This window comes from Acinetobacter guerrae, assembly GCF_009372255.1.
GTDB classification, from domain to species: Bacteria; Pseudomonadota; Gammaproteobacteria; order Pseudomonadales; family Moraxellaceae; genus Acinetobacter; species Acinetobacter guerrae.
On record NZ_LXGN01000045.1, the window covers coordinates 1 to 25,840 of the forward strand.

Annotated in this window: 20 protein-coding genes; 10 read left to right on the plus strand and 10 right to left on the minus strand. The window is 39.9% G+C overall.

Annotated elements, in window-relative coordinates; all coding sequences use genetic code 11:
* Nucleotides 1-227 precede the first annotated feature (227 nt).
* Both tpgA and A7A69_RS11670 read right to left on the minus strand, forming a co-directional pair.
* Nucleotides 228-1,019, minus strand: a complete 792-nt coding sequence (gene tpgA / locus A7A69_RS11665; RefSeq protein WP_152877711.1) for a trimeric autotransporter adhesin/peptidogylcan-associated protein TpgA — start codon at nucleotides 1,017-1,019, stop codon at nucleotides 228-230.
* A gap of 71 nt (nucleotides 1,020-1,090) precedes the next feature.
* Nucleotides 1,091-8,572: an ESPR-type extended signal peptide-containing protein gene (locus tag A7A69_RS11670; protein ID WP_152877713.1), complete on the minus strand. Its 7,482-nt coding sequence runs from the start codon at nucleotides 8,570-8,572 to the stop codon at nucleotides 1,091-1,093.
* A 308-nt stretch (nucleotides 8,573-8,880) separates the two neighbouring features.
* Between A7A69_RS11670 and A7A69_RS11675 the strand changes: the two genes are divergently transcribed.
* The 5 genes from A7A69_RS11675 to A7A69_RS11695 all read left to right on the plus strand — a co-directional run bounded on the left by A7A69_RS11675 (nucleotide 8,881) and on the right by A7A69_RS11695 (nucleotide 14,622).
* Complete coding sequence (locus tag A7A69_RS11675) at nucleotides 8,881-9,456, plus strand: 5-formyltetrahydrofolate cyclo-ligase (RefSeq protein ID WP_152877715.1); 576 nt, start codon at nucleotides 8,881-8,883, stop codon at nucleotides 9,454-9,456.
* Nucleotides 9,457-9,588: 132 nt separating this feature from the next.
* On the plus strand, nucleotides 9,589-12,015 hold the full coding sequence (gene lon / locus A7A69_RS11680; protein ID WP_152877717.1) for an endopeptidase La: 2,427 nt from the start codon (nucleotides 9,589-9,591) through the stop codon (nucleotides 12,013-12,015).
* A gap of 331 nt (nucleotides 12,016-12,346) precedes the next feature.
* Complete coding sequence (gene rlmH, locus A7A69_RS11685) at nucleotides 12,347-12,826, plus strand: 23S rRNA (pseudouridine(1915)-N(3))-methyltransferase RlmH (RefSeq protein ID WP_120368796.1); 480 nt, start codon at nucleotides 12,347-12,349, stop codon at nucleotides 12,824-12,826.
* An 81-nt stretch (nucleotides 12,827-12,907) separates the two neighbouring features.
* A complete protein-coding gene (locus A7A69_RS11690) occupies nucleotides 12,908-13,684 on the plus strand; it encodes a dioxygenase family protein (protein WP_120368795.1) in 777 nt (258 codons plus the stop codon).
* Between the two features lie 170 nt (nucleotides 13,685-13,854).
* The gene (locus A7A69_RS11695; protein WP_151980116.1) at nucleotides 13,855-14,622 is read left to right on the plus strand and encodes an META and DUF4377 domain-containing protein; all 768 of its coding nucleotides are present in this window, start codon (nucleotides 13,855-13,857) and stop codon (nucleotides 14,620-14,622) included.
* A gap of 78 nt (nucleotides 14,623-14,700) precedes the next feature.
* On the opposite strand, the gene gdhA is transcribed toward A7A69_RS11695, so the two are convergent.
* Nucleotides 14,701-16,089 (minus strand): NADP-specific glutamate dehydrogenase, encoded by a 1,389-nt coding sequence (gene gdhA / locus A7A69_RS11700; RefSeq protein WP_187349225.1) that lies wholly within the window; start codon nucleotides 16,087-16,089, stop codon nucleotides 14,701-14,703.
* 287 nt (nucleotides 16,090-16,376) lie between these two features.
* On the opposite strand from gdhA, the gene A7A69_RS11705 reads away from it, so the two are divergent.
* Both A7A69_RS11705 and nth read left to right on the plus strand, forming a co-directional pair.
* A complete protein-coding gene (locus A7A69_RS11705; protein ID WP_152877721.1) occupies nucleotides 16,377-17,171 on the plus strand; it encodes an RnfABCDGE type electron transport complex subunit B in 795 nt (264 codons plus the stop codon).
* Nucleotides 17,172-17,870, plus strand: coding sequence for an endonuclease III (gene nth / locus A7A69_RS11710; protein WP_151980113.1), 699 nt, complete (start codon nucleotides 17,172-17,174; stop codon nucleotides 17,868-17,870).
* 18 nt (nucleotides 17,871-17,888) lie between these two features.
* On the opposite strand, the gene A7A69_RS11715 is transcribed toward nth, so the two are convergent.
* From A7A69_RS11715 to A7A69_RS11730, 4 genes are all read right to left on the minus strand, one after another.
* The gene (locus A7A69_RS11715; protein ID WP_421721592.1) at nucleotides 17,889-18,062 is read right to left on the minus strand and encodes a hypothetical protein; all 174 of its coding nucleotides are present in this window, start codon (nucleotides 18,060-18,062) and stop codon (nucleotides 17,889-17,891) included.
* 68 nt (nucleotides 18,063-18,130) lie between these two features.
* Nucleotides 18,131-18,790: an adenylate kinase gene (adk, locus tag A7A69_RS11720; RefSeq protein WP_152877724.1), complete on the minus strand. Its 660-nt coding sequence runs from the start codon at nucleotides 18,788-18,790 to the stop codon at nucleotides 18,131-18,133.
* 83 nt (nucleotides 18,791-18,873) lie between these two features.
* A complete protein-coding gene (locus A7A69_RS11725) occupies nucleotides 18,874-20,190 on the minus strand; it encodes a DUF445 domain-containing protein (protein WP_152877726.1) in 1,317 nt (438 codons plus the stop codon).
* Nucleotides 20,191-20,253: 63 nt separating this feature from the next.
* The gene (locus A7A69_RS11730; RefSeq protein ID WP_151980112.1) at nucleotides 20,254-20,772 is read right to left on the minus strand and encodes a hypothetical protein; all 519 of its coding nucleotides are present in this window, start codon (nucleotides 20,770-20,772) and stop codon (nucleotides 20,254-20,256) included.
* Between the two features lie 238 nt (nucleotides 20,773-21,010).
* Between A7A69_RS11730 and mrdA the strand changes: the two genes are divergently transcribed.
* From mrdA to A7A69_RS11745, 3 genes are read left to right on the plus strand one after another with little or no spacing between them, the layout of a single operon-like run.
* Nucleotides 21,011-23,041: a penicillin-binding protein 2 gene (gene mrdA, locus A7A69_RS11735; protein WP_120368786.1), complete on the plus strand. Its 2,031-nt coding sequence runs from the start codon at nucleotides 21,011-21,013 to the stop codon at nucleotides 23,039-23,041.
* Nucleotides 23,041-23,586 carry a 16S rRNA (guanine(966)-N(2))-methyltransferase RsmD gene (gene rsmD / locus A7A69_RS11740; protein ID WP_152877729.1) on the plus strand — a complete coding sequence of 182 codons (546 nt, stop codon included), beginning with the start codon at nucleotides 23,041-23,043 and terminating at the stop codon, nucleotides 23,584-23,586. Before mrdA ends, rsmD begins: the two co-directional genes overlap by 1 nt.
* A 32-nt stretch (nucleotides 23,587-23,618) precedes the next feature.
* Nucleotides 23,619-24,353: a sulfite exporter TauE/SafE family protein gene (locus A7A69_RS11745; RefSeq protein WP_152877731.1), complete on the plus strand. Its 735-nt coding sequence runs from the start codon at nucleotides 23,619-23,621 to the stop codon at nucleotides 24,351-24,353.
* A gap of 24 nt (nucleotides 24,354-24,377) precedes the next feature.
* Here the strand turns inward: A7A69_RS11745 and A7A69_RS11750 are convergent, their stop codons facing one another.
* From A7A69_RS11750 to A7A69_RS11760, 3 genes are all read right to left on the minus strand, one after another.
* Nucleotides 24,378-24,611: a hypothetical protein gene (locus A7A69_RS11750; protein ID WP_152877733.1), complete on the minus strand. Its 234-nt coding sequence runs from the start codon at nucleotides 24,609-24,611 to the stop codon at nucleotides 24,378-24,380.
* Nucleotides 24,612-24,745: 134 nt separating this feature from the next.
* On the minus strand, nucleotides 24,746-25,201 hold the full coding sequence (locus A7A69_RS11755) for a hypothetical protein (RefSeq protein ID WP_120368783.1): 456 nt from the start codon (nucleotides 25,199-25,201) through the stop codon (nucleotides 24,746-24,748).
* Between the two features lie 66 nt (nucleotides 25,202-25,267).
* On the minus strand, nucleotides 25,268-25,840 hold the full coding sequence (locus A7A69_RS11760; RefSeq protein ID WP_152877735.1) for a HupE/UreJ family protein: 573 nt from the start codon (nucleotides 25,838-25,840) through the stop codon (nucleotides 25,268-25,270).

The following is a 25,840-nucleotide window of genomic DNA, read 5'->3' on the forward strand; positions in this document are numbered from 1 at the left end:
CCATGAATCTTATAAATATCGCCCCACTTATTTACAACACTCTTATGTATTTTGAAAACTTTACCAGTTGATTTGAAACCACCATCGTTAAGATAGTGATGCACAACTTTAAGTTTAAATTCTTGGGAATATTTAGCCATAGAAAAGCACCCTCCAAGTTAGACTGAATGTGTCCAACTTTCGGGGTGCAGTTCATAAGCATACTTTTTTTATTAGTTTGTATCACATTACCAATTAACATTTACACGGCGATTAGGTTCCAAACACTCAACTAATTGTGATTTTTCCGAATCACCACATTGCTGATATGCAGTGGTCTGATTTTTTGCTTCAACTTTGATACGGTTTGAATCAATGCCATATTGAATCAGTAAAGATGCAACTGTTTGAGCACGTTTGGCTGAGAGCTTCTGATTATATGCATAAGACCCTAATCGATCAGTATAACCCGCAACAATTACAGGACGATGATCTTGTGAATTATTAATTTGTTCTGCAATTTCTTTGACCGACTCTACTCCAGTTGTAATTCCTGCAACATCTGAACGGTCAAAAGCAAATAGGATATCTTTTGATCGAACGGGTGCCGGAGCAACGGGTACTGGCGTTGGGGTTAAAGTTGGTGCTGGATTGCTAGGATGTATTAAGGCTTCACAATCCTGACCTTTCCAAGATAATCGCTCAGCCTTATTGTTATTGTCAAAATCAATACGAAGTTGGCAACGTTTATAATCATTGCTATTCGGAACACGAATATCTAACACATAGTTCCAAACTTTTGTACCAAAAATTCCTTCATTAAATTGTGGGTTACCTAATAAATATCTAATTTGATCTTTATTCAATCCCACATCCAAACGCGCCACATCAGTCACCTCATAGCGCAATACTTGTTTTAAATAGCTTTTACTGACATCGGGAAACGTAATTTGTTCTGTCGTTGCCGTTGGTTCAGCTGCTGTTGTAGACATCACAAAGCCCAACATCGCAGCGAACATAAAAGTTTTTTTCATTTGCATAGCTTTTGTTCTCTTTAATATTTTTAAAAAAGGAGGCTGGCCATCCAGCCTCCTATTGAGCATTCATGAAATTAATCAATCACACCACTGATACCAACACGGACACTTGGATCACCTTGTGAGGCGGCTGCAACCCCCCCTGTTATTGACCAGCGGCCATTATCTGCAGTTTTTCGCAATGTAGCCCCCACTGCGTTTTCTCCGCCATGGTACGCAGCGCCAACAGCATAAGTAAATTTACCCGCTACAAAAGGTGCTCCTTCCAACGCCATCGCAGAGGCAATACCCGCATTGGCCTTTTTCTCGACATCATCAATCCGATTATTGACATTGTAGAATACCTGCTCAAGACGATCACCCAAATTGGTAATTCGATTACCTAAATCGACATCTGCCTGATTCAAAGCTCCTAATGCATCGCCGACATTGTTATAACTGCCGTTATTCACATTATAGGTTGGTGCAGTGAATTGACCATTTTCATATTTCGCCCCACCACCCAAAGAGTTGACGACATATTGGTTTGAAGTATTGAGCTGCGATCCATTCACAGCATCTTGAGAAGTGCTAGAAATCTCGCCCGGCGCAACATTAGTGATTTTATGATTACCCGCATTAATACCATTTTGATCAATATTAACATCGCCTACTTTCACAGTATTAGCAGTCACCGTATTGGAGGTTACAGAATTAAACTTCACATCATCTGCAGTAGCAACTGTATATTCTTTACCTCCATTACTGTTAGTACTTTCCTTAACGGTAATATTCTGACCTGCTTCAACAGTGGTATGCTGACCCGCTGTTTTATTAATCGAGCTAATCGCATCATTAATATTGGTCGCACCTGTACCACCAATATTAGTAATAGTATTTCCATCCCCTCCCTGGAATGCACCATCACCAATAATGTCATGAATCTGACTACCGTTGACTGCATCTTTACTGTTCTGAGCGATACTGCCTTCTGCAACTCCTGTCACTTTATTACCAGCAGCATCAATACCATTTTTGGTTACACTTGGTCCGCCGTTAATGGTTAAACCATTATTGTTCACCGTAGTATCACCTGCTGTCACACTATCCACTTTAATATCTTTGGCTAAATCAACAGTAATATTATTGCCTGTATTATTAATATTGATGTTGCCATCTTTATTTGCAAAATCAACAGTATCAGTAGGTTTTACCTGACTCGCATTTTGACCATTAGTGGAAACAGTCCAACCTTTGTTGGCATTTTGAGCAGTTTCATTGATAGATTTAATCGCATCGTTGATATTATCTTTGCCAGTATCCCCAATATCATTATTTACATAGGTTCCTGTACCTGGATCATAGGTAGTATTGCCGCCAATAATATTTCTGATTTTAGTGGCTAGGTTATAAAGCTGACTGCCGTTAATTGCATCTTTTGAATTTTGCGCAACCGTGCCCGCTTCAATGCCTGTGATTTTGTTTGTAGTTTTATCAACGACAACATTACCCACTGTCACTTTATCAAAACTAACCTCGGGTGTCGTGGCGACGGTAATCTGGTTGCCCGACTGTTGAACCGCAATATTATTTCCTGCAACAAAAGTCACTGTATCATCAGGAGCGACCTTGCTAACTGAACTTCCAGTTACTGTACCAGAGCCAGTTCGATCTGTGGTTATTTTCCAACCTTTATTGGCAATATCACTTACCGCTTGTAACTGACTACCATTAACAGCATCTTTAGAGGTGGAGCTAACTTCTCCATCTTTCACATTGATAATTTTTTGATTACCCGCATTTATCCCAGCAAAGGAAATAGACGGCGAATTACTAAGTGGTAAGCCTGTAATTGGGTCAACAAAGCTCAAACCACTATTGTTAATAACTGTTCCGCCTGCGTTCACACTGTCAAGTAATAAGTTTTTACTCAAACTAAAGTCAATTGTTGTAGTTCCATTAGCACTATTTGCAGCAACCTTAAGATTGGTTTCTGCTGCTGCCAGACCAATATCTACAGTATCCTCAGGTTTGACCTGCGTAGATGCCAATGTCGAATCGGACTTTATATTCCAGCCTTTATTTGCAGTTTGAGCAACATCGCTTACTGCCTTCAATTGCTCTTCTGTGGCTGCCTGTTTCTGGTTATAAGTGCCATTGGCATCCCATGTCGTGTTAGTTAAACCACTGACTCTTCCTGTGGCTCCATTTATTGTCACAGGAGCCCCCCCCCCCACTACGACCTGTGTTGCTCCTATCAATGTCTGATTGGTTCCATTACTAACACTAATTGAACCCGCTCCTATTGTACTGCTATTAGTACCATTAGTTACCGTCGTACCTTCTACAGTGCTAGTATTGGATTTTGTTCCATCTGTTAGTTCAACTTTGCCATCCGTAACTTTGCTATTACCGACTGTCAAACTACCAGCCTTGGTCAGGTTTACATCTTTGGCCAATTCAACAGCAACCCGTCCATTTACGACTTTTGTCGTAATATTGCTATCAGCACCTACGATATCAATACTTTCTCCGAGTTTCTTCGTGACAGAGTTACCATCACTCGCCCTAAGACCAAAGCCTGCATCCGTTAAGCCTGTCTGAACACTCTTTAGCTGCTCTTCTGTGGCTGCTCGTCCTACTGTGGCAAAATCTGCATTACTTGTCGTTTTATTGGTAAGTCCTGTGATATTCCCAGTATTACCATTGATAGTCACTGGATTTCCCCCAGTGGCAGGGCCAACTTTGACTACAGGTTCAAGACCAAAAGTGATTTGATTATTCCCCGTATTGGTGACTTTGATATTACTATCAGTTGAGCTGAAATCAACGTTTTCACCTAAGGCAATGGTATCTTTGGAGGCTGTATTTCCATTTGAACTGACGGTAAATCCTTTATCCACAATACCTTTAATCTGACTTCCATTTACAGCCTCCATTGAAGTATCCGTAATTTCGCCAGCGCCAACATTGGTAATCTTATTGGTTCCCGCATTAATACCAGTTGTGCTGATACTAGGTGAATTTGGAATGGCCCCACCACTTGAATTAACAAACGTTAATCCCTTGCTATCGATCACAGTACCCGCAGCATTTACACTATTAAGCTTAATATCTTTAGCGAGTTTTACAGTTAGTTTATTACTGGCGCTATCTGCAACAACGCCAATATTATTATCAGTTAAATTAGCTGCGACAGATTCACCACCAACAATACTGAGCTGCTGACCCAATTTACGTTGAACATTTACACCCGCATTATCCCCTGCAAATATAAGTGGTGTCGCAAGTTGATCTTCAGTAGCTGCACGTCCAGTTGTGTAATTATTTGGATCAAAAGTTTTATTGGTAAGTCCTGTGATATTCCCAGTATTACCATTAATGGTCACTGGGCTTCCTCCAGTCGTAGGACCGACTTTAATTACATTAGCCAGTTTCACATCCACATTAGTGCCTGTATGACTCACTGTAATATTGTTATCACTATTGGAGAAATCTACTGTTGCATCTGGGGCTACATTGGTTTTATTGGCAGTATCTTTATTGGTGGTTAAGTTCCAGCCCTTACCAGCAACATCACTTACGCTTTTTAATTGTTCTTGAGTCGCAGCACGACCACCCGTATAGGTTTGGGCGGGATCCCAGGTCGTATTAGATAAACCTGAAACATTTCCCGTAGTCACACTCGTAGTACCTACAGTTAAACCTGTATTGGTAAGAGTATTGGCACCTACTTTGACTTCATTATTTTTAACACTGGATGTACCTACCGTCAAACTACCAGCACTGGTTAAATTCACATCTTTTGCCAACTTTAATTGCAACGTATCGGAGCCATTGGCGACTACACCAATATTGCCGTCCGTTAATGTACTTGTTGCCCCGCCCGTGATTTTGAGCTGATCACCTAGCTTACGATCAACTTTAGTTCCACTGTCACCTGCAAAACTTAAAGGCTGTTGAACTTCCTGCTGTACGGCAAAGAGCTGACTTCCGTTAACAGCATCTGTACTTGTAGAGCTTACGCGGCCTGCTGCAACATTAATAATTTGACGTTCATTATTTACAGAACCTACACTCACTGTAGATAATCCAGCCCCACTCCCTGCATAATTATAATCTTTGCCATTAATCGTAGCTTTCGTGGTTTGATTATAACTACCAGATGCTGAACCATTCCCCAAGGCCACTGCATTTTCATTTGTCACAATTGTATTTGCACCTATAGCCACTGCATTAGCTGCTGTAGCCTGTGCATTCAAACCTTGTGCAATACTATTCGTATTTAAAGCTCTTGCATTGTGCCCTTGAGCTATAGCATTGTTTCCAGTAGCTAATGCACTTGCACCCGTAGCAATCGCATAATCAGCAGAAGCCTGAGTATTCACGCCCTGAGCAATACTATTAGTATTTAAAGCTTTCGCACCATAACCCTGCGCGATTGCACTTTCTTGACTGGCCTGTGCCTCTTTACCCAGAGCCATACTGTTTAAACCCGAAGCTTGTGATTTTTGACCCACTGAAATTGCATCTTTTGCAGTTGCTTGAGATTCTGTACCGAGTGCAAGCGAGCTTTCTTCAGTCGCTTTTGCAGTATTACCAACTGCTAACCCATTTTTAATTTGGGCAAAGCTATTGGTTCCTATCGCTATCGTATCCGAGTTGGAGTTATTATCTATTTCTTCTTTAGTTGGGTTGGCCTTGCCTGAAACAGCACCTTTACCCAATGCTACAGCATTGGTCGCATAAGTAGCTGCATTCGTTCCTGTTGCAATTGAGTCCGTAGCAACCGATTTCGCAGCATTACCAAATGCAAGTGCATTAGTCGCTGAGGAATTAGCATTTGTACCCAATGCATAAGCATTTTCAGCACTGGCACGAGAACTTACACCAAGTGCAGTAGAGGCATTGCCAGTTGATCTTGAATCATAACCTTGAGCAATACTTTCTGCGCCTTCAGCAATTGTATTTTGACCAATTGCAATCCCTTTTTCATTAGTGACTAAAGCTTGAGTACCAATAGCGATAGCATTGTCAATTTTGCCAGTTGGTGATGTTTGAGGGGCCGCTTTAGCATCTTTACCTATTACAATACTGCCTGCACCACGACTAATCGCGTGGTTACCTATTGCTACACCTGCCGTATCATATACAACTGAATCGGCAGTTCCAATAACGGTTGCATAATCACCCAAAGACTGAACTTTTGAACCAATAGCGGTACTGTTATTGTTTGCAGCTATAGCATCTGGGCCGATAGCCACCGCATTAATCCCTGTAGCTCCTTCGTTGGCACGATTACCTTTGGTCGTTGAGTTCACACTAATATATTTAGCACGACTTTCTTCGACTGCTTGTTGCATTTGCTCAACATTGACCGCGTCTGTACCCACCTTACCTTCAGCAACTCCACTAATCACTGTATTCGGACGAAGATTAATTTGTTTAGATGTGGCATCTGTATAAGTCACTGCGTTTTCTGTAGCAGGAAGCTGGATTGCTCCTGTACTAATTGCGCCTAACGCTTCAACGACTGTACTATATTGATATTCTGTCCCGCTCGTGTCTTTTAACGTGATTTTAGAATAGTTCCCAGTTTGACTATTAACAGTGACATTACCACCAATAATATCTGCAACTTTTTCCTGCGCCTTTCTTAGTTGATTGACGTTGACTGCGTCATAATCTCCTGCACCGTCAGCGACATGTACAATTCGACGGTTAAAAGATGCAGTTGCTCCATTGGAGTCGGCACCGACTGAAACTACGCCCTCATCACCAATTAACGCAGAGGTAATATATCCAGCTTGGGTTTGCGAAGTAGTGCTCGACGCAATAGAGTTTGTTCCAAGCGCAATACTATTATCCTGTGACCATGCATTTGTCCCTAGTGCAACGCCGTTATCTGCATTTGTGATATTACCTGTGCCGTCATCCACGCCCTGAACTTTTGATAATGCACCTACTGCAACTGCACCTTGATTACTGGCATTTGCAGAAAATCCAACTGCCACAGCACCTTGTCCAGATTGAGTTCTCGCTCCAAGTGCGGTGGTATGATTGATTGCAGTCGAGCTTTGATTGGATATATAACCAATACTTACACTTTCTTCTCCAGCAGCGCCCTGACCTGCTTTGGAGCCAATCGCAATATTATAACTACCCGTTGTGTTGTTGGAGGCTTGCAAACCAATTGCAATATTTTCATTCCCGGTAATGTTTTGACCAGATGATGTGCCGATTGCGATGTGATTTTGATTGGCATTACCCGGTAAGTTAGCTGTCCCTTGTCCAGCATTACTACCAATTGATACCGCATTATTACTATTTGCCTGAGAGTTACTTCCTATTGCCGTACCCGCCACAGCACCCGCAATTGAGTTGTTACCAATAGCCGTTGCGCTTGCTGCTGAAGCATTGGAATTTCCACCTATTGCTGTAGCATTTGAGCCACTGGCTGCTGCTGCTTTACCTATTGCACTTGCACCTGCGGCACTTGATGTAGCATTAGATCCAATCGCCAAAGCATTATTACTATTGTCACCTGTGACTTTTGCAGAATCACCAAGAGCTAAAGAGCTTGTAACATATTTTGAATCGACTGTTGCAGCCTGACCAATCACCGTGTTTTTATTACCTAAGGCGAGAGTATCTTTACCAATAGCAATAGAGGCAACACCGTCAGTTGGTGCTGGAGTTGTACCGTCGTCCTCAGTGCCTACGACAGCATTACTACCTATGGCAATTGAGTCTGAAGCAGATTTATTAGTAACTGCTTTAGGACCTACAGCTACAGAATCTGTACCATAAGCAGCAGAATCATCTAAGCTGGAGTTCGCATGAAAATACTTAACCCCTTGTGCTCCACTATTAAATAGTTTTTGTTCTAATTCATATAACTGATTCCCTGTAACAACTTGTTGAGAACCTGCTGCTATAGATCCATCTTTTGCAACTGTGATTTGTCCATCATCAATAATTGTGCCGTCTACAGTGACTTTATTAAAAGTCACTTCATCCGCTGTTTTAACGGTATAAATTGTCTGGCCGTTAGTTCCAGGAACTGAAGTTACATTAATATTTTTACCTTGGACAACTTCCGTCTTTGCAGCTGTTACTTCTGCCTTGGAAGCTTTAGTGGCTAATCCTGTACTGCTATCATTCACTTGATTTTTCAATGTACTGAAATCAGTTTGGGAGGCTTTCGTTGCTAATCCTGTAGAGGTGTCATTTACTTGATTATTTAAAGTGGTTAAATCGGCTTTTGAGGCTTTCGTTGCTAATCCTGTAGAGGTGTCATTTACTTTATTATTCAAATCATTTAGAGATGCTCCACTAGTAGTGGTCACATCTGAACCAGTAATCTCCCCGGTAGCTGTTATATCACCCGCTACATTTAAATCTTCATTGATATCCTGTGCATGGGCTGATACAGCAAATGCGATTGTCGTCGCTACAATGACAATGCCTGCTGTTTTCTTTACAGATTTTGATTTGCTTCTAGATTTAGCTAATTCAGAAACTGCGACCCATGCTCCTAAAGAGGCATTCCATACAACTTTGTAAACTTTATTCATCGATTTTTACCGCCGTTAATTTTCAAGAAAGTTTTTTGTTATAAATAAAATTCTATAGGCCAAATATTCACAACTCAATCAATATTTCCATTTAAAGTGTGAAAAATTACACATTAAATATTAAGTTTTAAAAGTTTAGGTAGAATTTTGATTAATAAAACTTAATATCTATAATGAGTTTTTTATTAAAAATTGTATTTGGATTGGATTTATTTAGTTAATTTAATTAATTTTTTGATAAAATTCATGTGAGATCTTTCCTTAGTTTTGTAGTTTTATTTATTATCAAGTTGGCATATTGTAAAGATATGAAAAAAAATCGTAAAAATTTAATACAACAGCGCAAACAGCTCACACGATTTCAGCAATGTCGATCATCCATCTCATGCCATCACGTATTTAGAAAATTTTTAACCTCACATAAATATCAAAAAATCGGACTTTATTTACATGCTTTCGGTGAAGTCCACACTCAACTGTTAATTGAAGAATGTTATAAATTTAAAAAACAAGTTTTCTTTCCCATGATTTGTAACATGAACAATCAACTGATGTGGGTAAAAGTTAGCCGTCATCAATATCGAAACAAGCGTTTTTCACATCACCCTTTAGGTATGAAAGAGCCAATGGCAAGTCGCGGCCACCATGTATCTCATCTTGATTTATTGGTGATGCCTTTACTTGCATGTGACCATAAAGGAACCCGAATAGGAATGGGTGGTGGTTTTTATGATCGAACTTTGGCGAGTGCTCCTCACAAACCATTTCGACTAGGCTTGGCGCATGCTTTTCAGTTACTTGATCGAACTCTGACCCGTCAATCATGGGATCAACCTTTAGATGCCTTACTCACCCCCGATCATCTTTATCGTTTTAAGCGCTAAGCCTTTCATCTAAATAATTCCGAGTGATTTACTTATTTTTTTGCATTTTCTATATTTATGCCCTTGTAATTTTCAAAATACACATCACTATAAAAAACATGGCAACATTGTTGTCACTCATTAGGAGTGCCCATGTCTGAAAATATTATGAATATAGAAACCTTAGAGCCTCAGGTTCCAAGTGTATTACCGCTTTTAGCATTGCGTGATGTTGTGGTGTATCCACACATGCAAATTGCGCTATTTGTGGGTCGTGAAAAATCGATCAATGCAGTGGATGTGGCTCGTAACAGTGACAATTTAGTATTTGTAGTTGCACAAAAAGATTCTCTTACCGAAGAAATTGATCACGACAACCTTTATAAATACGGTACTGTCGCGAAGATTGTGCAAGTTGTGAATCACGAAAATGATGAAAACTGTATCAAGGTTTTAATTGAAGGTTTGTATCGTTCAAAATTGACCAAAATTATTGATGAAGACAGCCATTTAACTGCTGAACATCAAATGAGTCCAATGACGGTCAATATGGATGAGAAGGATCAAGAAACACGTTTACAGGAATTACGTACATTATTTGCTCAATATGCAGAAGCAAAATTACGCAATGCCCGTGAATTAGTAACCGCTGCGAACAAAATTGAAGATTTACTTCAGTTGATGTTCTTTGTCGCAACTCGTGTTCCATTAAATATTGATGTGAAACAAAAATTTCTGGAAAATGACGAGTTTGAAGCGCACTTGCAAGAGTTAACCACATATTTAACTCAACAATCTGCTGAACAGCAAATTGAACAAACGTTGCATGACAATGTAAAACGTCAGATGGAAAAAAATCAGCGCGAATACTTTCTAAATGAAAAAATGAAAGTCATTCAACGTGAACTTTCCGATATGAATGGCGGTGCAGAAGATGACGTTGCTGAAATTGAAAAACGTCTTGTAGAAGCCGATTTACCTGAGCATGTCCGTAAAAAAGCGGAAGCGGAATTTCGCAAGCTAAAAGCGATGCAACCTGCTTCTAGTGAAGCGGCTGTTGTGCGTAATTATCTTGAAGTGATTTTGGATACCCCATGGAATACTGCTAGCAAAGTCAGCATTAACCTGAAAAAAGCACAGGAAATTCTGGATGCAGATCACTATGGTTTAGACGATGTAAAAGACCGTATTGTGGAATATCTGGCAGTTCAGTCTCGTGTGAAAAAACTTCGTGGCCCAATTTTGTGTTTGGTTGGTCCTCCAGGTGTAGGTAAAACCTCACTGGGCGAGTCTATCGCTAAAGCGACAGGACGCGAGTTTGTCCGTATGGCCTTAGGTGGTGTACGTGATGAGGCTGAGATTCGTGGTCATCGTCGTACTTATATTGGTGCGATGCCAGGTAAAATTGTGCAGTCATTGACAAAAGTAGGCGTGAAGAATCCTTTGTTCTTGCTCGACGAAATTGACAAGATGGCACAAGATTATCGTGGTGATCCTGCTTCTGCCTTGCTCGAAGTACTTGATCCATCGCAAAACAGTAAGTTCAACGATCATTATTTAGATCTAGATCTAGATTTATCAGAAGTCATGTTTATTTGTACTGCGAACAGTATGAATATTCCAGAAGCATTGCTTGATCGTATGGAAGTCATTCGCTTACCGGGTTATACCGAAGAAGAGAAAGTCAATATTGCAGAACGTTATCTTGTACCAAAAGCAATTAAAGACAATGGCTTGCGTAGCAGTGAATTAACTGTTCACGAAGAAGCAATTCGAGACATCGTTCGTCGCTACACACGTGAAGCTGGTGTGCGTAGTTTAGAGCGTGAAGTTTCTAAAATTGCACGTAAAGTGGTTAAAGAAGCGGTTAGCAAGAAAGCTAAAAGCTTGCACATCGATGTCACAGGTGAAAATCTGCCAGATTATTTAGGTGCGCATAAATTTGACTACGGTATGGCTGAAGATGAAGCTCAAGTTGGCCGTGTTAATGGTTTAGCATGGACTTCAGTCGGTGGTGAATTACTTACCATCGAAGTTGCAGCAGTTAAAGGTAAAGGTAAATTCATTACCACTGGTTCGCTTGGTGATGTAATGAAAGAATCGATTACCGCTGCAATGACCGTTGTTCGTACCCGTGCAGATGAGCTTGGAATTGAAGCTTCTCGCTTTGAAGAAACTGATGTTCACGTTCACTTGCCTGAAGGTGCGACACCAAAAGATGGCCCTTCTGCTGGATTAGCATTAACAACCGCATTGGTTTCTGCATTTACTGGGATTCCAATCCGCGCTGATATTGCCATGACAGGTGAAACTTCTTTACGTGGTAATGCACTGCGTATTGGTGGCTTGAAAGAAAAACTTTTGGCAGCACACCGTGGCGGAATTAAGCTGGTATTTATCCCGCAAGATAACGTACGTGATTTGGCTGAAATTCCAGATAACGTCAAAGAAGGTTTAGAAATTAAAGCAGTGAAAAGTATTGATGAGATTCTGCCACTTGCTCTAACCCAGAAGCCGAAACCATTGGTGAAAGCACCAATCGTTAAGCCTGTCGAAGAATCAAAAGCGGCACGACATTAATCTTATATCTGATTAACTAAAGAGAGCTTCGGCTCTCTTTTTTACATTTATTAGGTTGAAAATTAACCAATAGCACCCATAATAAAATAAGGAATTCATCATTTTCACTATTTTATCGAATTTTCAGTATGGTCATCTGATTCTCCAGACAGATGACCTTTTAATCGCAGTCCTCATACTTTTTAGGGCTGCGTTTTTTTATTGGTTATATTTAGTTTGAATATTCTGCCTAAGGCTTAAACATTCAAACAAGTAATATAACAATCCATATGAAGCATGTTGAGTTCCTCGTTATACTTATACGTGTTTGCATTTACCATTGGGTCATATTATGAAAATCCGCATTCTGACAATTGGTCAAAAAATGCCAGCATGGGTACTTACAGGCTTTGAAGATTACTTCAAACGGATCCAACCTTTTGTGCAAACCCAAGTGATTGAACTTGCAATGGCCAAGCGTGGTAAAAATGATTCAGAGGCAGATATTTTGAAATACTGTCAGATTGAAGGTGAAAGTATTCTTGCTGCACTAAAACCGAATGAAACCCTCATTGCACTGGAAGTGGGTGGACGTGAATTAAGTACCGAGAAGCTTGCAGAAACCATGAAGTCGTGGATGCTAGAAGGCAATGATGTGGCTTTAGCCATTGGTGGCCCTGATGGTTTATCGGATCAAGTTCGTCAAGCTGCTGCATGGCATTGGTCATTATCAAAACTCACCATGCCACACCCTTTGGTTCGTGTTTTATTGATTGAGCAACTTTATCGAGCTATGAGTATCAATCACAATCATCCTTATCATCGTGCTTGATCCATCGCTTGAAACAAAATCATTCACCTAAAGCAATATTTCTTTGGCAAGATAACGAGATATTTGCATGAGATTAGCAGCATGAATTTACAAACACTTCCGGGTCTATTTATTTCTCATGGCTCCCCCATGCTTGCGCTTGATCCTGAACAAGTTGGGCCTGCCTTGCATCGTTTGAGTTTTAATTTACCCAAGCCTCAAGCTATTGTCATCATGTCTGCACACTGGGAAAGTCAGTCACTGGAAATCAGTACTTCAACGCGTCCACAGACATGGCATGACTTTCGTGGCTTCCCCGAAGCGTTATATCAAATTCATTATCCTGCCCCAGGTCAACCAGAACTAGCCGAAGAGATTTTAAGACTATTAGCTGAACATCATATTCCTGCACATGCCAATAGCACTCGACCACGTGATCATGGCGTCTGGATGCCTTTGTTGCATATGTATCCAGATGCAGATATTGCTGTCGTTGAGATTTCATTGCCTATGAATATGAATGCAGATGAAATTTATCAAATTGGCAAAGTGCTTGCCTCATTACGTGAACGCCAGATTCTTTTAATTGGTTCAGGCAGTATTACGCATAATTTGGCTGAATTATCATGGGATGGGAACGCACAACATATCCCAGAATGGGCTTCAACTTTTCGTAATTACGTGGTAAATAAATTAACGCATCAGGACTATGATGCTGTACTCAACTGGCCAGATATTCCTTATATCGAACGTAATCACCCAAGTTTGGAACATTTTGCTCCCCTGTTTTTTGCAATGGGTACAGGTCATCGTTTTTCAATTGTACATAGTAGTTTTTCTATGGGTGCTTTAGGTATGGATATTTATCGTTTTGACTAAGCCGATAAGTTTGTTTATTTCTTAAATTTTTATTAATTTATTGCGATCTGAAGTTTAGTCATTGTTGCAAAATAGATACAATCTGAAACTGAAAGCCTTCATTGTGCTTGTTTTATTTATTAATTAATCTATTAACATACAGTCTGTTAAAGTCATTACTGTCCCATTAAATGAAAACAAGATATTTAGTCCTTGCTCTTTTACCCTTTTCAATTGTGGCATGCCAATCTGTAAAACAGACTTCAGCTCCTGCCGTAATTAGTGCAGAAAAACAAATGAATGCAAATAAAATTTTGAGTGCTTACACTTGGGCCTACCAACCAGAGGGGGCACCTCGTCCAATCCAATTGAATTTTTCAGAAAATCGTCTCAACATTATTACAGGTTGTAATAATCAAGGCGGTTCATGGAAAATTGAAAATAATCAATTGATCACCTCATCTTTGGTTTCTACCATGAAAGCCTGTGAACCAGCTCTTATGAAAAATGAGCAATTTTCAAGCAGCTTGTTCAGCGATCAACAGAATAAATTTGAATTAAATACATCCTCCATTGAGCAACCAAGCTTAACGATTACGGCATCAAATGGTCAAAAGTATGAGTTTAAAGGGACAATGACCCCTGAAACCAAGTATCAGTCTCAAGGTGAAATTATTTTTCTGGAAATTTCTCCAGAAACTAAACAATGTACTGGTGTAGCACCACAAACTTGCTTACAGGTTCGTGAAATTAAATATGATAGCAAAGGAATTAAAACTCAAGTCGATAAAGACTGGACACTGTTTTATGACCAAATCGAAGGTTATCAACATCACGATGATCAACGCGTGATTATCCGTGTAAAACGTTATGAACGTAAAAATCCTGCTGCCGATCAATCAAAATATGCCTATGTGCATGATATGACAGTTGAACAGGAAATCGTGAAAAAACCTTAATTTAAGAATATAAGCATAAAAAACCGATGCATTAAATGATGCATCGGTTTTTTTATTTCTTTTTAGAACATAATGGGCTTAGAACACGCCTTGCGCCAGCATGGCATCAGCGACTTTGACAAAACCAGCAATATTGGCGCCATCTACATAATTCACAGAACCATCCTCTTTAGTACCATATTTCACACAGTTGGCATGAATGTCTTTCATAATCGCATGTAAACGCTCATCAACTTCGGCATGTGACCAAGCTAAACGACTTGCATTTTGCGACATTTCAAGACCAGAAGTTGCAACACCACCCGCATTTGATGCTTTGCCTGGTGCATATAAAATTTTGGCATCAATAAACTTTTCGACAGCTTCGAGTGTTGAAGGCATGTTTGCGCCTTCTGCCACACAAATCACGCCATTTTGAATTAAAACTTCTGCATCTTCAGCATTTAATTCATTTTGAGTAGCACATGGCAATGCTATATCGACTGGAATATGCCACGGCGTTTTTCCTTCAAAATATTCAAAGCCATGTTTGGAAGCAAACTCAGAAATACGACCACGTTTTTTATTTTTGAGTTCCATTACTTCGACCAAGAGTTCATCGGTAAAGCCATTTTTTAAATAAACCGTACCGTTAGAATCCGACAATGTCACGACTTTTGCGCCTAAAAACATCGCTTTTTCAGCCGCAAACTGGGCGACATTTCCCGAGCCTGAAATTGCAACAGTTTTACCCTGAAAGTGGGTTCCATGTGTTTTTAGCATTTCTTCAGCAAAATAAACTGTACCGTATCCTGTCGCTTCAGGGCGCATTAAACTTCCGCCAAAAGAAACTCCCTTACCTGTAAATACAGATGAGGTATTATTACTTAGCTTTTTCATCATGCCTGCCATATAGCCGACTTCACGTCCACCCACGCCAATATCACCAGCAGGAATATCGGTATCTGACCCTAAATGACGATAAAGCTCAATCATTAATGCCTGACAAAACCGCATGATTTCGCCTTCAGACTTTCCTTTTGGATCAAAATCGGAACCGCCTTTGCCGCCCCCCATAGGTAATGTCGTCAAGGCATTTTTAAAAGTCTGTTCAAAACCTAAAAACTTGAGAATAGATAGATTGACAGATGGGTGAAAACGCATCCCGCCTTTAAAAGGGCCAATCGCAGAATTATATTGCACACGGAAAGCACGATTGACTTGCGTTTGACCTTGATCATCAACCCATGCTACACGAAACTGAATTGCACGTTCAGGCTCAACCAGACGTTCTAGTAAAGCATAATTTGCGTATTCAGGATTCTTCTCGATGAAAGGCCACAAGCTCATCATAACTTCTTCAACAGCTTGTAAGAATTCTGGTTGGTGTGGGTCTCGTGCTTTCACAGCATGTAGGAAGTCGTTAAGGCTACTACTATCTTTCAACGCTTCGTCCTCAATTATAAAGTGATTCAATATTGTGCAAATTTCTCAATGAATGATAAATTTTAGAGCAATTGATTAAATAATGTTTAGCCCACAAGCTCAATCATTATTTATAATTTTTTATTTTTATTTCTAATTCATATAATTAGTTTAAACGTTTTATTCAATTCGTTATATCAATTTTTTAGTTTTTGCGCTATTTTAATGCGTTTATAGGATCAAAATAGATCAATATCTTCAAGCTTTTTTCATGCTAAAATAGCACATTGACTTGTGTATCAATATTCTCACTGCTTCTTATTTAATCTTTTCTTCAGTTTGCAAAATCCATGAATGCTGCTATTACGCTAATCCGTGAAATTGATGCTTTATTGCCCCAAACCCAATGTGGTTTATGTGGACACCGTGACGGATGTTTACCTTATGCAAAGTCCATTGTAGACGGCGAAGATGCAAATAAATGTGTTCCGGGTGGACAGCCTGTTGCTGATGCACTTGCAACGCTATTACAGCGCCCTCATTTACAAGCCGAAGCTAGTGTCTGGCCAATTCAAGTCGATGGTCGACCACAACGAATGAAAGCGATTATTCGTGAAGATGAATGTATTGGTTGCACTAAATGTATCAATGCCTGTCCAGTGGATGCGATCATTGGAAGTGGCAAACTGATGCATAGTATTTTGACTGACCTGTGTACAGGCTGCGAGCTGTGTATTCCACCGTGCCCTGTAGATTGTATCGATCTGGTTGAAGACCTTCAGCCACTTTTAACACCTGTGCAAAGACAACAAGAACAAAGTGACTTAAGACAGCGTTACTATGCGCATATTCAACGTGAAGAATTAAGACGTGCGCATCGTAAAGGACCTGTCGTTCGTGCAGAAATTGATACTGAATTATTTGCCCAGTTTTCCAGTGCCATTAAAGAAGTTCCAGCGATCGAACGGCTTGAAGATAAGACTAAAATTACAATTGCAATGGATGCAAAAACCACAATAGAGCTTGCTAAACTTCGGACTCAAATTAAAAAGCTAGAAAAGCAGTTAAGTGTTCGTTCTGATCCAGCAAAACAGCAACAACTTGCTCAATTACAGCAACGTTTAGGCGAAATTCAGGAGCTTTAAATGGCAGTGAAGAATATGACCAAAAAACAGATTCAAACGTTTTTTGAGCGTCTACGTGCGCAGCGACCTCATCCGCAAACTGAACTCAAATACGCTTCACCATTTGAACTCCTTATTGCAGTAATGCTCTCAGCTCAAGCGACAGATGTGAGCGTTAATAAAGCCACCGATAAACTCTACCCGATTGCCAATACACCTGCACAAATTTATGCATTAGGTGTTGAGGGACTCAAGCAATATATTAAAACGATTGGGTTGTACAATGCTAAAGCAGAAAATGTCATCAAGACGTGTCAGATTTTGCTGGAAAAGCATCAGGGCGAAGTTCCACAAACTCGTGCTGAATTAGAAGCCTTACCTGGTGTCGGTCGTAAAACAGCCAATGTCGTGTTAAATACTGCTTTTGGTCAACCAACAATGGCTGTCGATACTCATATCTTTCGTGTGGGAAATCGTACAGGTTTGGCAATTGGAAAAAATGTACTAGAAGTAGAACACCGACTGATTAAAGTGATTCCTAAAGAGTTTATTGTAGATGCACATCACTGGTTAATCTTACATGGGCGTTATTGCTGTATTGCCCGTAAACCTAAATGCGGTGAATGTGTGGTATCAGATGTTTGCAACTGGCCTGAGCGTTTTGAGTTTGGCGCACATAAAGGTTCTTTAGCCCCTACAGCAACTTCATCGCTAACGTAGTACCAAAGAATTTCATCTTTATTTTTTCTTGTTTAGCGATGAGTCTAAATTGTCGTGTTGCAACGATTTTACTTGGGTTTTTTCTAATGCTTCCTGCTTTTGTACACGACGCAACATTTTATGACTGATAAAAAATAAATAGCCAAGTCCAATTAAACTTACAACCACCAAAAGTGTTAAAGCGATCTTCAAAATCATGACCTAATAAAACAAAAAGAGCCCTATCATAACAGAGCTCTTTCAAAACAAAATCTTTAGAGTTATTTTGTTTGATCTAAAATTGCAAATAAATCTTTTTGTACGTCTTCAATTTTACGTAAACCGTCTAGCTTGTCATAAGTCGGCGCATTTTCACCAGATGCTGCACGTCCCTGATAAAAACCTACCAATTGTTCAGTTTCAGTATGATAAGACCCTAAACGTTTACGAATGGTTTCTTCCTGATCATCAGGACGCTGTACCAAGTCTTCACCTGTCACATCATCTTTATCTACTACTTTTGGCGGGTTGTATTCAATATGATAAACACGACCTGATGCAGGGTGCTGACGACGGCCAGAAAGGCGCTTAATAATTTCTTCATCAGGTACTGCAATTTCAATCACATGATCAATGCTAATCCCTTCTTTTTCCAGAGCTTCTGCTTGTGGAATAGTACGAGGGAAACCATCAAAAATGCAGCCATTGACACAATCAGGTTGTGCAATACGCTCTTTTACTAAGCCAATAATCAACTCATCTGATACCAAACCACCAGATTCCATTACGCTTTTAGCTTTAAGGCCGAGTTCGGTACCTTCACGAATTGCAGCACGGAGCATATCACCGGTTGAAATTTGTGGGATATCGTAGCGCTTACAGATCAACTGAGCCTGAGTACCTTTACCTGCTCCAGGTGGTCCGAGTAAAATAATGCGCATAACAAAAAATCCTCATTAAGAACAATTTTCATGATGTCTTTGACTATGGTTGTATAGACCATACCTACCAACATCTAATTAAATTATAAGAAAGCAACAAATAAGTGGATCGTACCTGCAATAAAACCTGTGACCCCACCTAACACAATCAAAATCCATTCATCTTCCTGAAAAGCAGGACGCAACAGATTTTGGAACTCTTTCGGTGTTAGCTCACGAATACGATCTTTAAACATTTGAAATATTTTCTGTGCACGGCTCGCATTAAACGCAGGGTCGCATACAGGCACCATCGTAATTTCAATTGATCGATCAATCAAGTCCGTCTTAAGTTTAGCATATTCACGTGGCCCTAAGGAAAGTTGTAATGAAGTTCTTACCAATGGGGTTTCCATAATTTCATTAATGTGACGCTTGACAATTCGACGGGTTTTGTCCTTCTTAGGGCCATACATCATTTCAGTCATGATGGATTTAAGCGTGATCAGATCTTCAGTCACTACACTGGCAAATACATCTGATACTTCTTCCTGACGCTTCATGAACGCACCTTGAACATTGTAAGTTCCTATACGAGGAATTACAGGAACAATCCAAGGAAACTTACGGTCTGTGGTTAAGCGAAAGAACTGTGGATAGCGGATATAGTGGGGTTCTATCGGATTGAATACCATCCAGATTGCAATCCAGTTGGTTAAAAAGCCCCAGATTGCTGCCCAGAAAGGTACTGTCCAGTGCCATGGTACAAAGAACCAAACCAACATTTGAAAAATACCAAAAAACATCCCAATGAGCGCACTAATATGCCAAATAAAATTGATTTCTTTTTGACCAACTTTAAGGAACATGCGCACCATCAAACGGCGATCACCTTCCATCTGGCTAACTACCATTTCACGCATATTCACAAGTGACTCGACGTTCATGGTCAGCTCAGTCACTAATTCTTTTAATACAGCAGGTAATTGTTTGTGAGCTTGGGCATAAATACGGCGTTTAATCGAATAAGGTAAATTTTCCCAAAGTACCGCATTACGATCAATCATAACTTCATCAATTAAATGCTCAAGTTCAAAGCCGACTTGTTCACCAATAATCCGCGCCATATCCTCAGGGTCCATCGCTTCAAGGAATTCACGCAATGAACCTAATTTGGACAAAGTATTATCAGTAATAATGCCAGAAATGCGTCCAGCTTTACGCGGTACAATACCTTGCCAACCTACAGGTATTGGCCCTAAATGGAATCCCCAAAAGTTAATTGGATAAAATACCATTTTTAAAGCCATCCACACGTGTGCCCATGTCACAAATGCAGTTACTGGAATAATACTCAAGACCGCCAGATGATCGGGTCGGTTTAAAAAGGCTTGCCACAAATTACTGACGAACTCTAACATCCATTACTCTCGTATTTCATTCTATTTTATGGGCTTTTACATTTTTAAAGCTACGATTAAACATTACAGGCCAATACTCAAAGTATAAGAAACTTGTAGTTTAGGTTCTATATCAGCCACAACATCACCATTGGCATTTTTTAGCTTCTCTCCAGCGCCAATGCCGACACTAAACGTACTAATTCTTTCTTTATCTAGCCACACATATGAAAGATCAACTCCACCGCCTAAACGGGTTTTATCATCACCATCAATGACTTTGCTTTCAATTGATCCTGCATAAACTCCAAAATAATACCCATTTTTGTTTACGCCAGTGAGATAGTAAGGGTAACGAAACCCGACCTGACCACCAAAGTTATGGTCATCGTTTAGATAACTACCCACTTTAGCATAGGCGATCCCATATGGATTAACCCATTCACCATTCAAGTGAATTAATTTTTGGGTGATCCCTGCACCTGCATTCCATGTCGATGCACTTCCCTCAGTTAATTTTGCTTCAGGTTTAAAGCGACTTTCATCTGCAAAAGTTGTCTGACTAAGTGCTAGAAGCATGACTAAGGGACATATTTTTCTCATTATTTTCTCCATGTTTCCCTATTTATCTGATATAGGGGATTCCGCTCATCCGTTTTGGTGACTTTAACAGAATTATTTTCGTTCTTATATACAGCACATTACAATTTTAATGTCTACAAGGTCAAAAAAAGCGACTAAATTTATTTCGTGAATAATTTAAAAATATCCCAAATTCTAATGACGAATGGGTTAAACTTGTCGGCTATTTTTGTGGTCTGCTTTGTCAAGTTAGTTAGGTATGAAACAGCACTTTCCTTTAAAAGATAATCAGCAAGAAAAGCGTATTTATCGAGGGCGAATCTTTTTCGCCATTGGACTGGTTTGCTGCTGTTTGTTATTGCTCTTGAGTCGTTATGCCTATTTACAAATAGTGCATTATGATGAGTTTTCAACTGCTTCTGATAAAAACCGTATCCGTCTGCAACCGCTCGCTCCTGCTCGTGGTTATATCTATGATCGTAATGGGGTTTTACTTGCAGATAATTATCCAGTATTTACTGCAACATTAAGTAAAGCAGATATTGACGATATAGATGGCACAGTTGATCAGTTAACACCTATTTTAAGTCTCAGTCAGGACGATGTTGAACGTTTTAAATCACGGATTAAAACCGCACGTAAAACTGAACGGGTTTCAATTAAGCTGAATCTGACTGAAACTGATATCGCCAAATTCAGTGAAGTGAAATACAAATTTCCAGGAGTGCGGATTGAAACGCAAATGACGCGTTACTACCCACATGGAGATTTATTTGCTCATGTGATTGGTTATGTCGGACGAATTAATGACAAAGAATTAAAATCGATTAATAGTGATATTTACGCAGGAACCAACCTGATTGGAAAAATCGGCGTAGAGAAAACTTACGAAGATTTATTACACGGTACACCCGGTTATGAATCGATCGAAGCAGATGCTCATGGTAATGTACTCAGACATTTAGGTCGCAAAGAGTCTACTCGTGGTAATGATTTATATTTATCTATAGATTATGGCTTACAAGTCGTTGCTGCCGAACAATTAGCAGATAAACGTGGTGCAATTGTAGCGATAGATCCACGTACTGGTGAAATTCTGGCGCTGGTGTCAAGTCCAAGTTTTAACCCAAATCTATTTGTTACAGGTATTAGCGGTACTGACTATAGTGCATTGCGTGACAATCTGGATCAACCACTTTATAACCGTGCGGTTCAGGGTGCTTACCCTCCGGGTTCCACAATTAAGCCAATGGAAGCAATGGGTGGTATTCATTATGGTCTGGTAGATTGGGCAACCACAATTAATGATCCAGGTTATTTCCACCTTCCTGGTGACTCACACAAATTCCGTGACTGGAAAAAAACAGGTCATGGTGTGGTGAATATGCATAAAGCCATTATTCAGTCTTGCGATACCTATTTTTATGTGTTGTCTTACCAAATGGGTATTGAGCGCATGAACGACTGGATGCGTCAGTTTGGCTTTGGTGAAAAAACTGGGGTTGATTTACCAAGCGAAAGTACAGGTTTATATCCAAGTCCCGAATGGAAGCTACGCACTCGAAAAAGCAAATGGCTAAAAGGTGAAACCATTTCTGTCAGTATTGGTCAGGGTGCATTTACAGCGACACCACTTCAATTAGCAATGGCAACAGCAATTACAGCGAATCATGGTGCGCATGTCACGCCACATGTATTACGAGCTACACGCGGTGCAAAAAAGCATGAAATTCACAATGCTCCAGATGGAAAAATCAACTTTAACGGCACTGAACAAGACTGGCTAAACATGCGCGATGCCATGATTGATGTAGTTCAATCAGGTACAGGACGCGGTATTCGCACACCGCTTTATCAAATTGCAGGTAAAACAGGAACAGCACAGGTTAAAAGTATTGCACAGGGTAAACGCTACAATGAATCCATTCTGACACAGCGCCAACTGGATCATGGTTTATTTGTTGGCTTTGCACCTGCTGAGAATCCTGAAATTGCCATTGCAGTGGTGTGGGAAAATGGTCGTCACGGCGGGTCAGCAGCTCAACTTGCCAAACCTGTTTTTGATTATTGGCTGGTCAATCGTAAAAAAGAGCAAATTCGCCCTGCAAATCATCAAATCAGTGGTGGTCTGATGACCGCAGGCATTAAACCCGGTGAACTTCCTAGTAATGCAATATTGGAAGCAGATCCAAATGCCAACCTAAATAAGAAAAAACCTGAGCCAAAACCACCAACTACAGCAGTACCTACTCCAACACCTGCTGCCGATACCGCTGAGGTAACTGAATAATGAAAAATCAGCTCAGAATTATTGGCGGTGAATGGAAACGTCGTGTACTGCCTTTTGCAAATATAGAAGGCTTACGCCCTACGCCTGATCGGGTACGAGAAACCCTATTTAATTGGTTGATGTGGAAAATTCCAAATGCTGTGGTGCTTGATGTCTGCACAGGTTCAGGGGCATTGGCTTTTGAAGCGTTGTCACGTCATGCCCGTTCAGTCCTGATGATTGAACCGAATACCACACAAGCGAAGATGCTAAAGCAAAATATTGAGTTATTAAATGCCAAGCATTGTGAGCTAAAAGTTGCTACTGCACAGGACGTCTTAGCTAAGCTCAATCAGCAATTCGATGTAGTATTTCTTGACCCACCCTATGCATTAGAACTCTGGCAAGAACTTTCTCTTTTGATAGATCCTCTATTAAAAGATCAGGCATATATTTATGTTGAAGCTAACCGTGAACTGAACCAGTTACAGCTTCCCGATTCTTGGCAATTAATCAAATCCACAAAAGCAGGCACAGTTCGTGCAGGGCTGTTTCAAAAAAATTAAACTCCACGTGTTTAGAATGAGATAAAACACTTATGCAATCATGGTCGTTATTTCTAGTCGGTGCATGTATTGCAGGTTTTGTTCAAGGACTTACGGGTTTTGCCTTTGCATTGGTTGCCATGTCTTTTTGGGTATGGGCATTGCCCCCCCAACTGGCTGCTCCTCTTGTGGTTTTTGCTTCTTTATGGAGCCATATCATTGCACTAAGTAAAGAACGCCCGCATCAGCTCAGTGTATCTCTTGTTCTACCTTATATTATTGCAGGTTTAATCGGAGTTCCTCTGGGAACTTATCTTTTACATCAGATCAATGCTGAAACGTTTAAACTGGTTTTGGGTATTTTCCTCATGATTTGGTGTCCTATCATGTATTTTTCACCTGAGTTGAAATTATTAAAACACTTAGGTAAAAAAACGGATGCAATGATCGGTTTTTTTGGTGGAATTTTAGGAGGTTTAGGTGGGTTTTGTGGATCACTACCCTCTGCATGGGTCATGCTTAAAGGCTTAAGCAAAATTGAACAACGTTATATCTTAAGACATTTTAACTTTGCTATTCAGTTTTTTACTTTTGCTGTTTATATATTTCAAGGCACAGTTCAACCACAACAATGGCCGTATATTATTGCATTGATGATCAGTGTCACCATTCCTGCACTCTTAGGCGCACAATTATTTTACAAAATTTCAGAAACGCAATTTAAACACATTGTACTTTCATTATTATTTGCCTCAGGAGGATTTTTGGTCATTTCAACTGTTATTTAGATCTTATGTTATTTAGATCTTAACTTATTGGGGTCGATCCATGCGAACAGGACGAATATCACGGACAATTTCATCCTCACGGCGTTCACGTACATCATCATCGTCATTTTGTTGCTGAGGCTGCAAACTCCAATGTTGACTATGATCAATCATTTGATGAGATATTGGCATATTGCTTTGCGCTTGACTCGGTAAACTCAAGATACATCCGAGCACACTCAGCACAACTAAAAGGATCGAACGAATTTTTTGCATCATACTGAACACTTTCTTCACGAAGAATGTAGCCAAGTCTGCCTGAAATAGCATCATTCAGTTTGAAGAAAATACGAGAGATTTATATATGATCTATATCGCTTATGTGAAACTGGTAAATTATCTTAACTATCCGCTTAAAAACTCCAGATCGAAAAAATACGAATGAGTTGCCCTCGATCATAAGGAAAACTGGAAATATATTCGTAACCAATTTTATGATCTGAATTGATCTTATAGGTGATGCCATAGCCAAATGAAATAGATAAATCATCTACACTGACATGATCGGAACCACCACTCAGCGCCTTATTTTTTAATATATCTGTGTTATAGGCGGTGTAATTATAGACATTGATACGCTCATTTGAGAAAAAAGGATTTTTCAGAACATTGTAATTATTTTCTTCTTGATCATGTTGTTCTGCCAAATGTTTTTGTGTTTGATTAAGATCGTTATTTTCAGAATTATATTCAAAATCTGTTATTTGCTTTTGATTATTTTCAGCAAAAAAATCATAGGCGTAAATCATGGGAATATTGAGCAGCGCTATCATGAAAAAAATTATGCTTATGATTTTTTGAACAGACATATTCTTATATAAAACAAAAGATAAAAGGTAGCATACGCTACCTTTCGCACTGAATAAATATAATCTTTAGCTTAACCCAATAATGGCAATCATTGCAGCGAGACCCGCCATAATCTTACGACCATAAGGTACATAGCGACGAATGAACTCGCCCAAACCAAGCCCAACCGCATATAAAATCGCCATGCCACAAATCATCCCCAAAATCAGTCCAACAACATGACCTTGTGGTGCAAGCTCCACGCCATGCGCCATTCCATGAAAACTGGCAGTCAGTACAGCAGCAATGGGTAAAACACGATAAGATTTACTCCATAGTGCAGCCGCCAATACCACCAATGATGCGATGATTCCATATTCGGCAACATTTGCAGAAACAATTTGTTGAGCACCCCAAATAAAGCCAATCACCAAACTTAAACTTAAGCCAATAATTCCTAGAATGCGCCATTGCTTGGCAACTGTCCAAAGCAGGACGCCGAAACCAATCGCCATCACCAAATGATCAAGCCCAGTGAAGGGATGAATAAATCCTGCCCAAAACCCCATATGACTCTGATCATGACCAGGATGAGCCATTGCCATCATTGGTAACAAACTTAAACCAGCAACTATTATTTTTTTATTAAATGAGCGCAT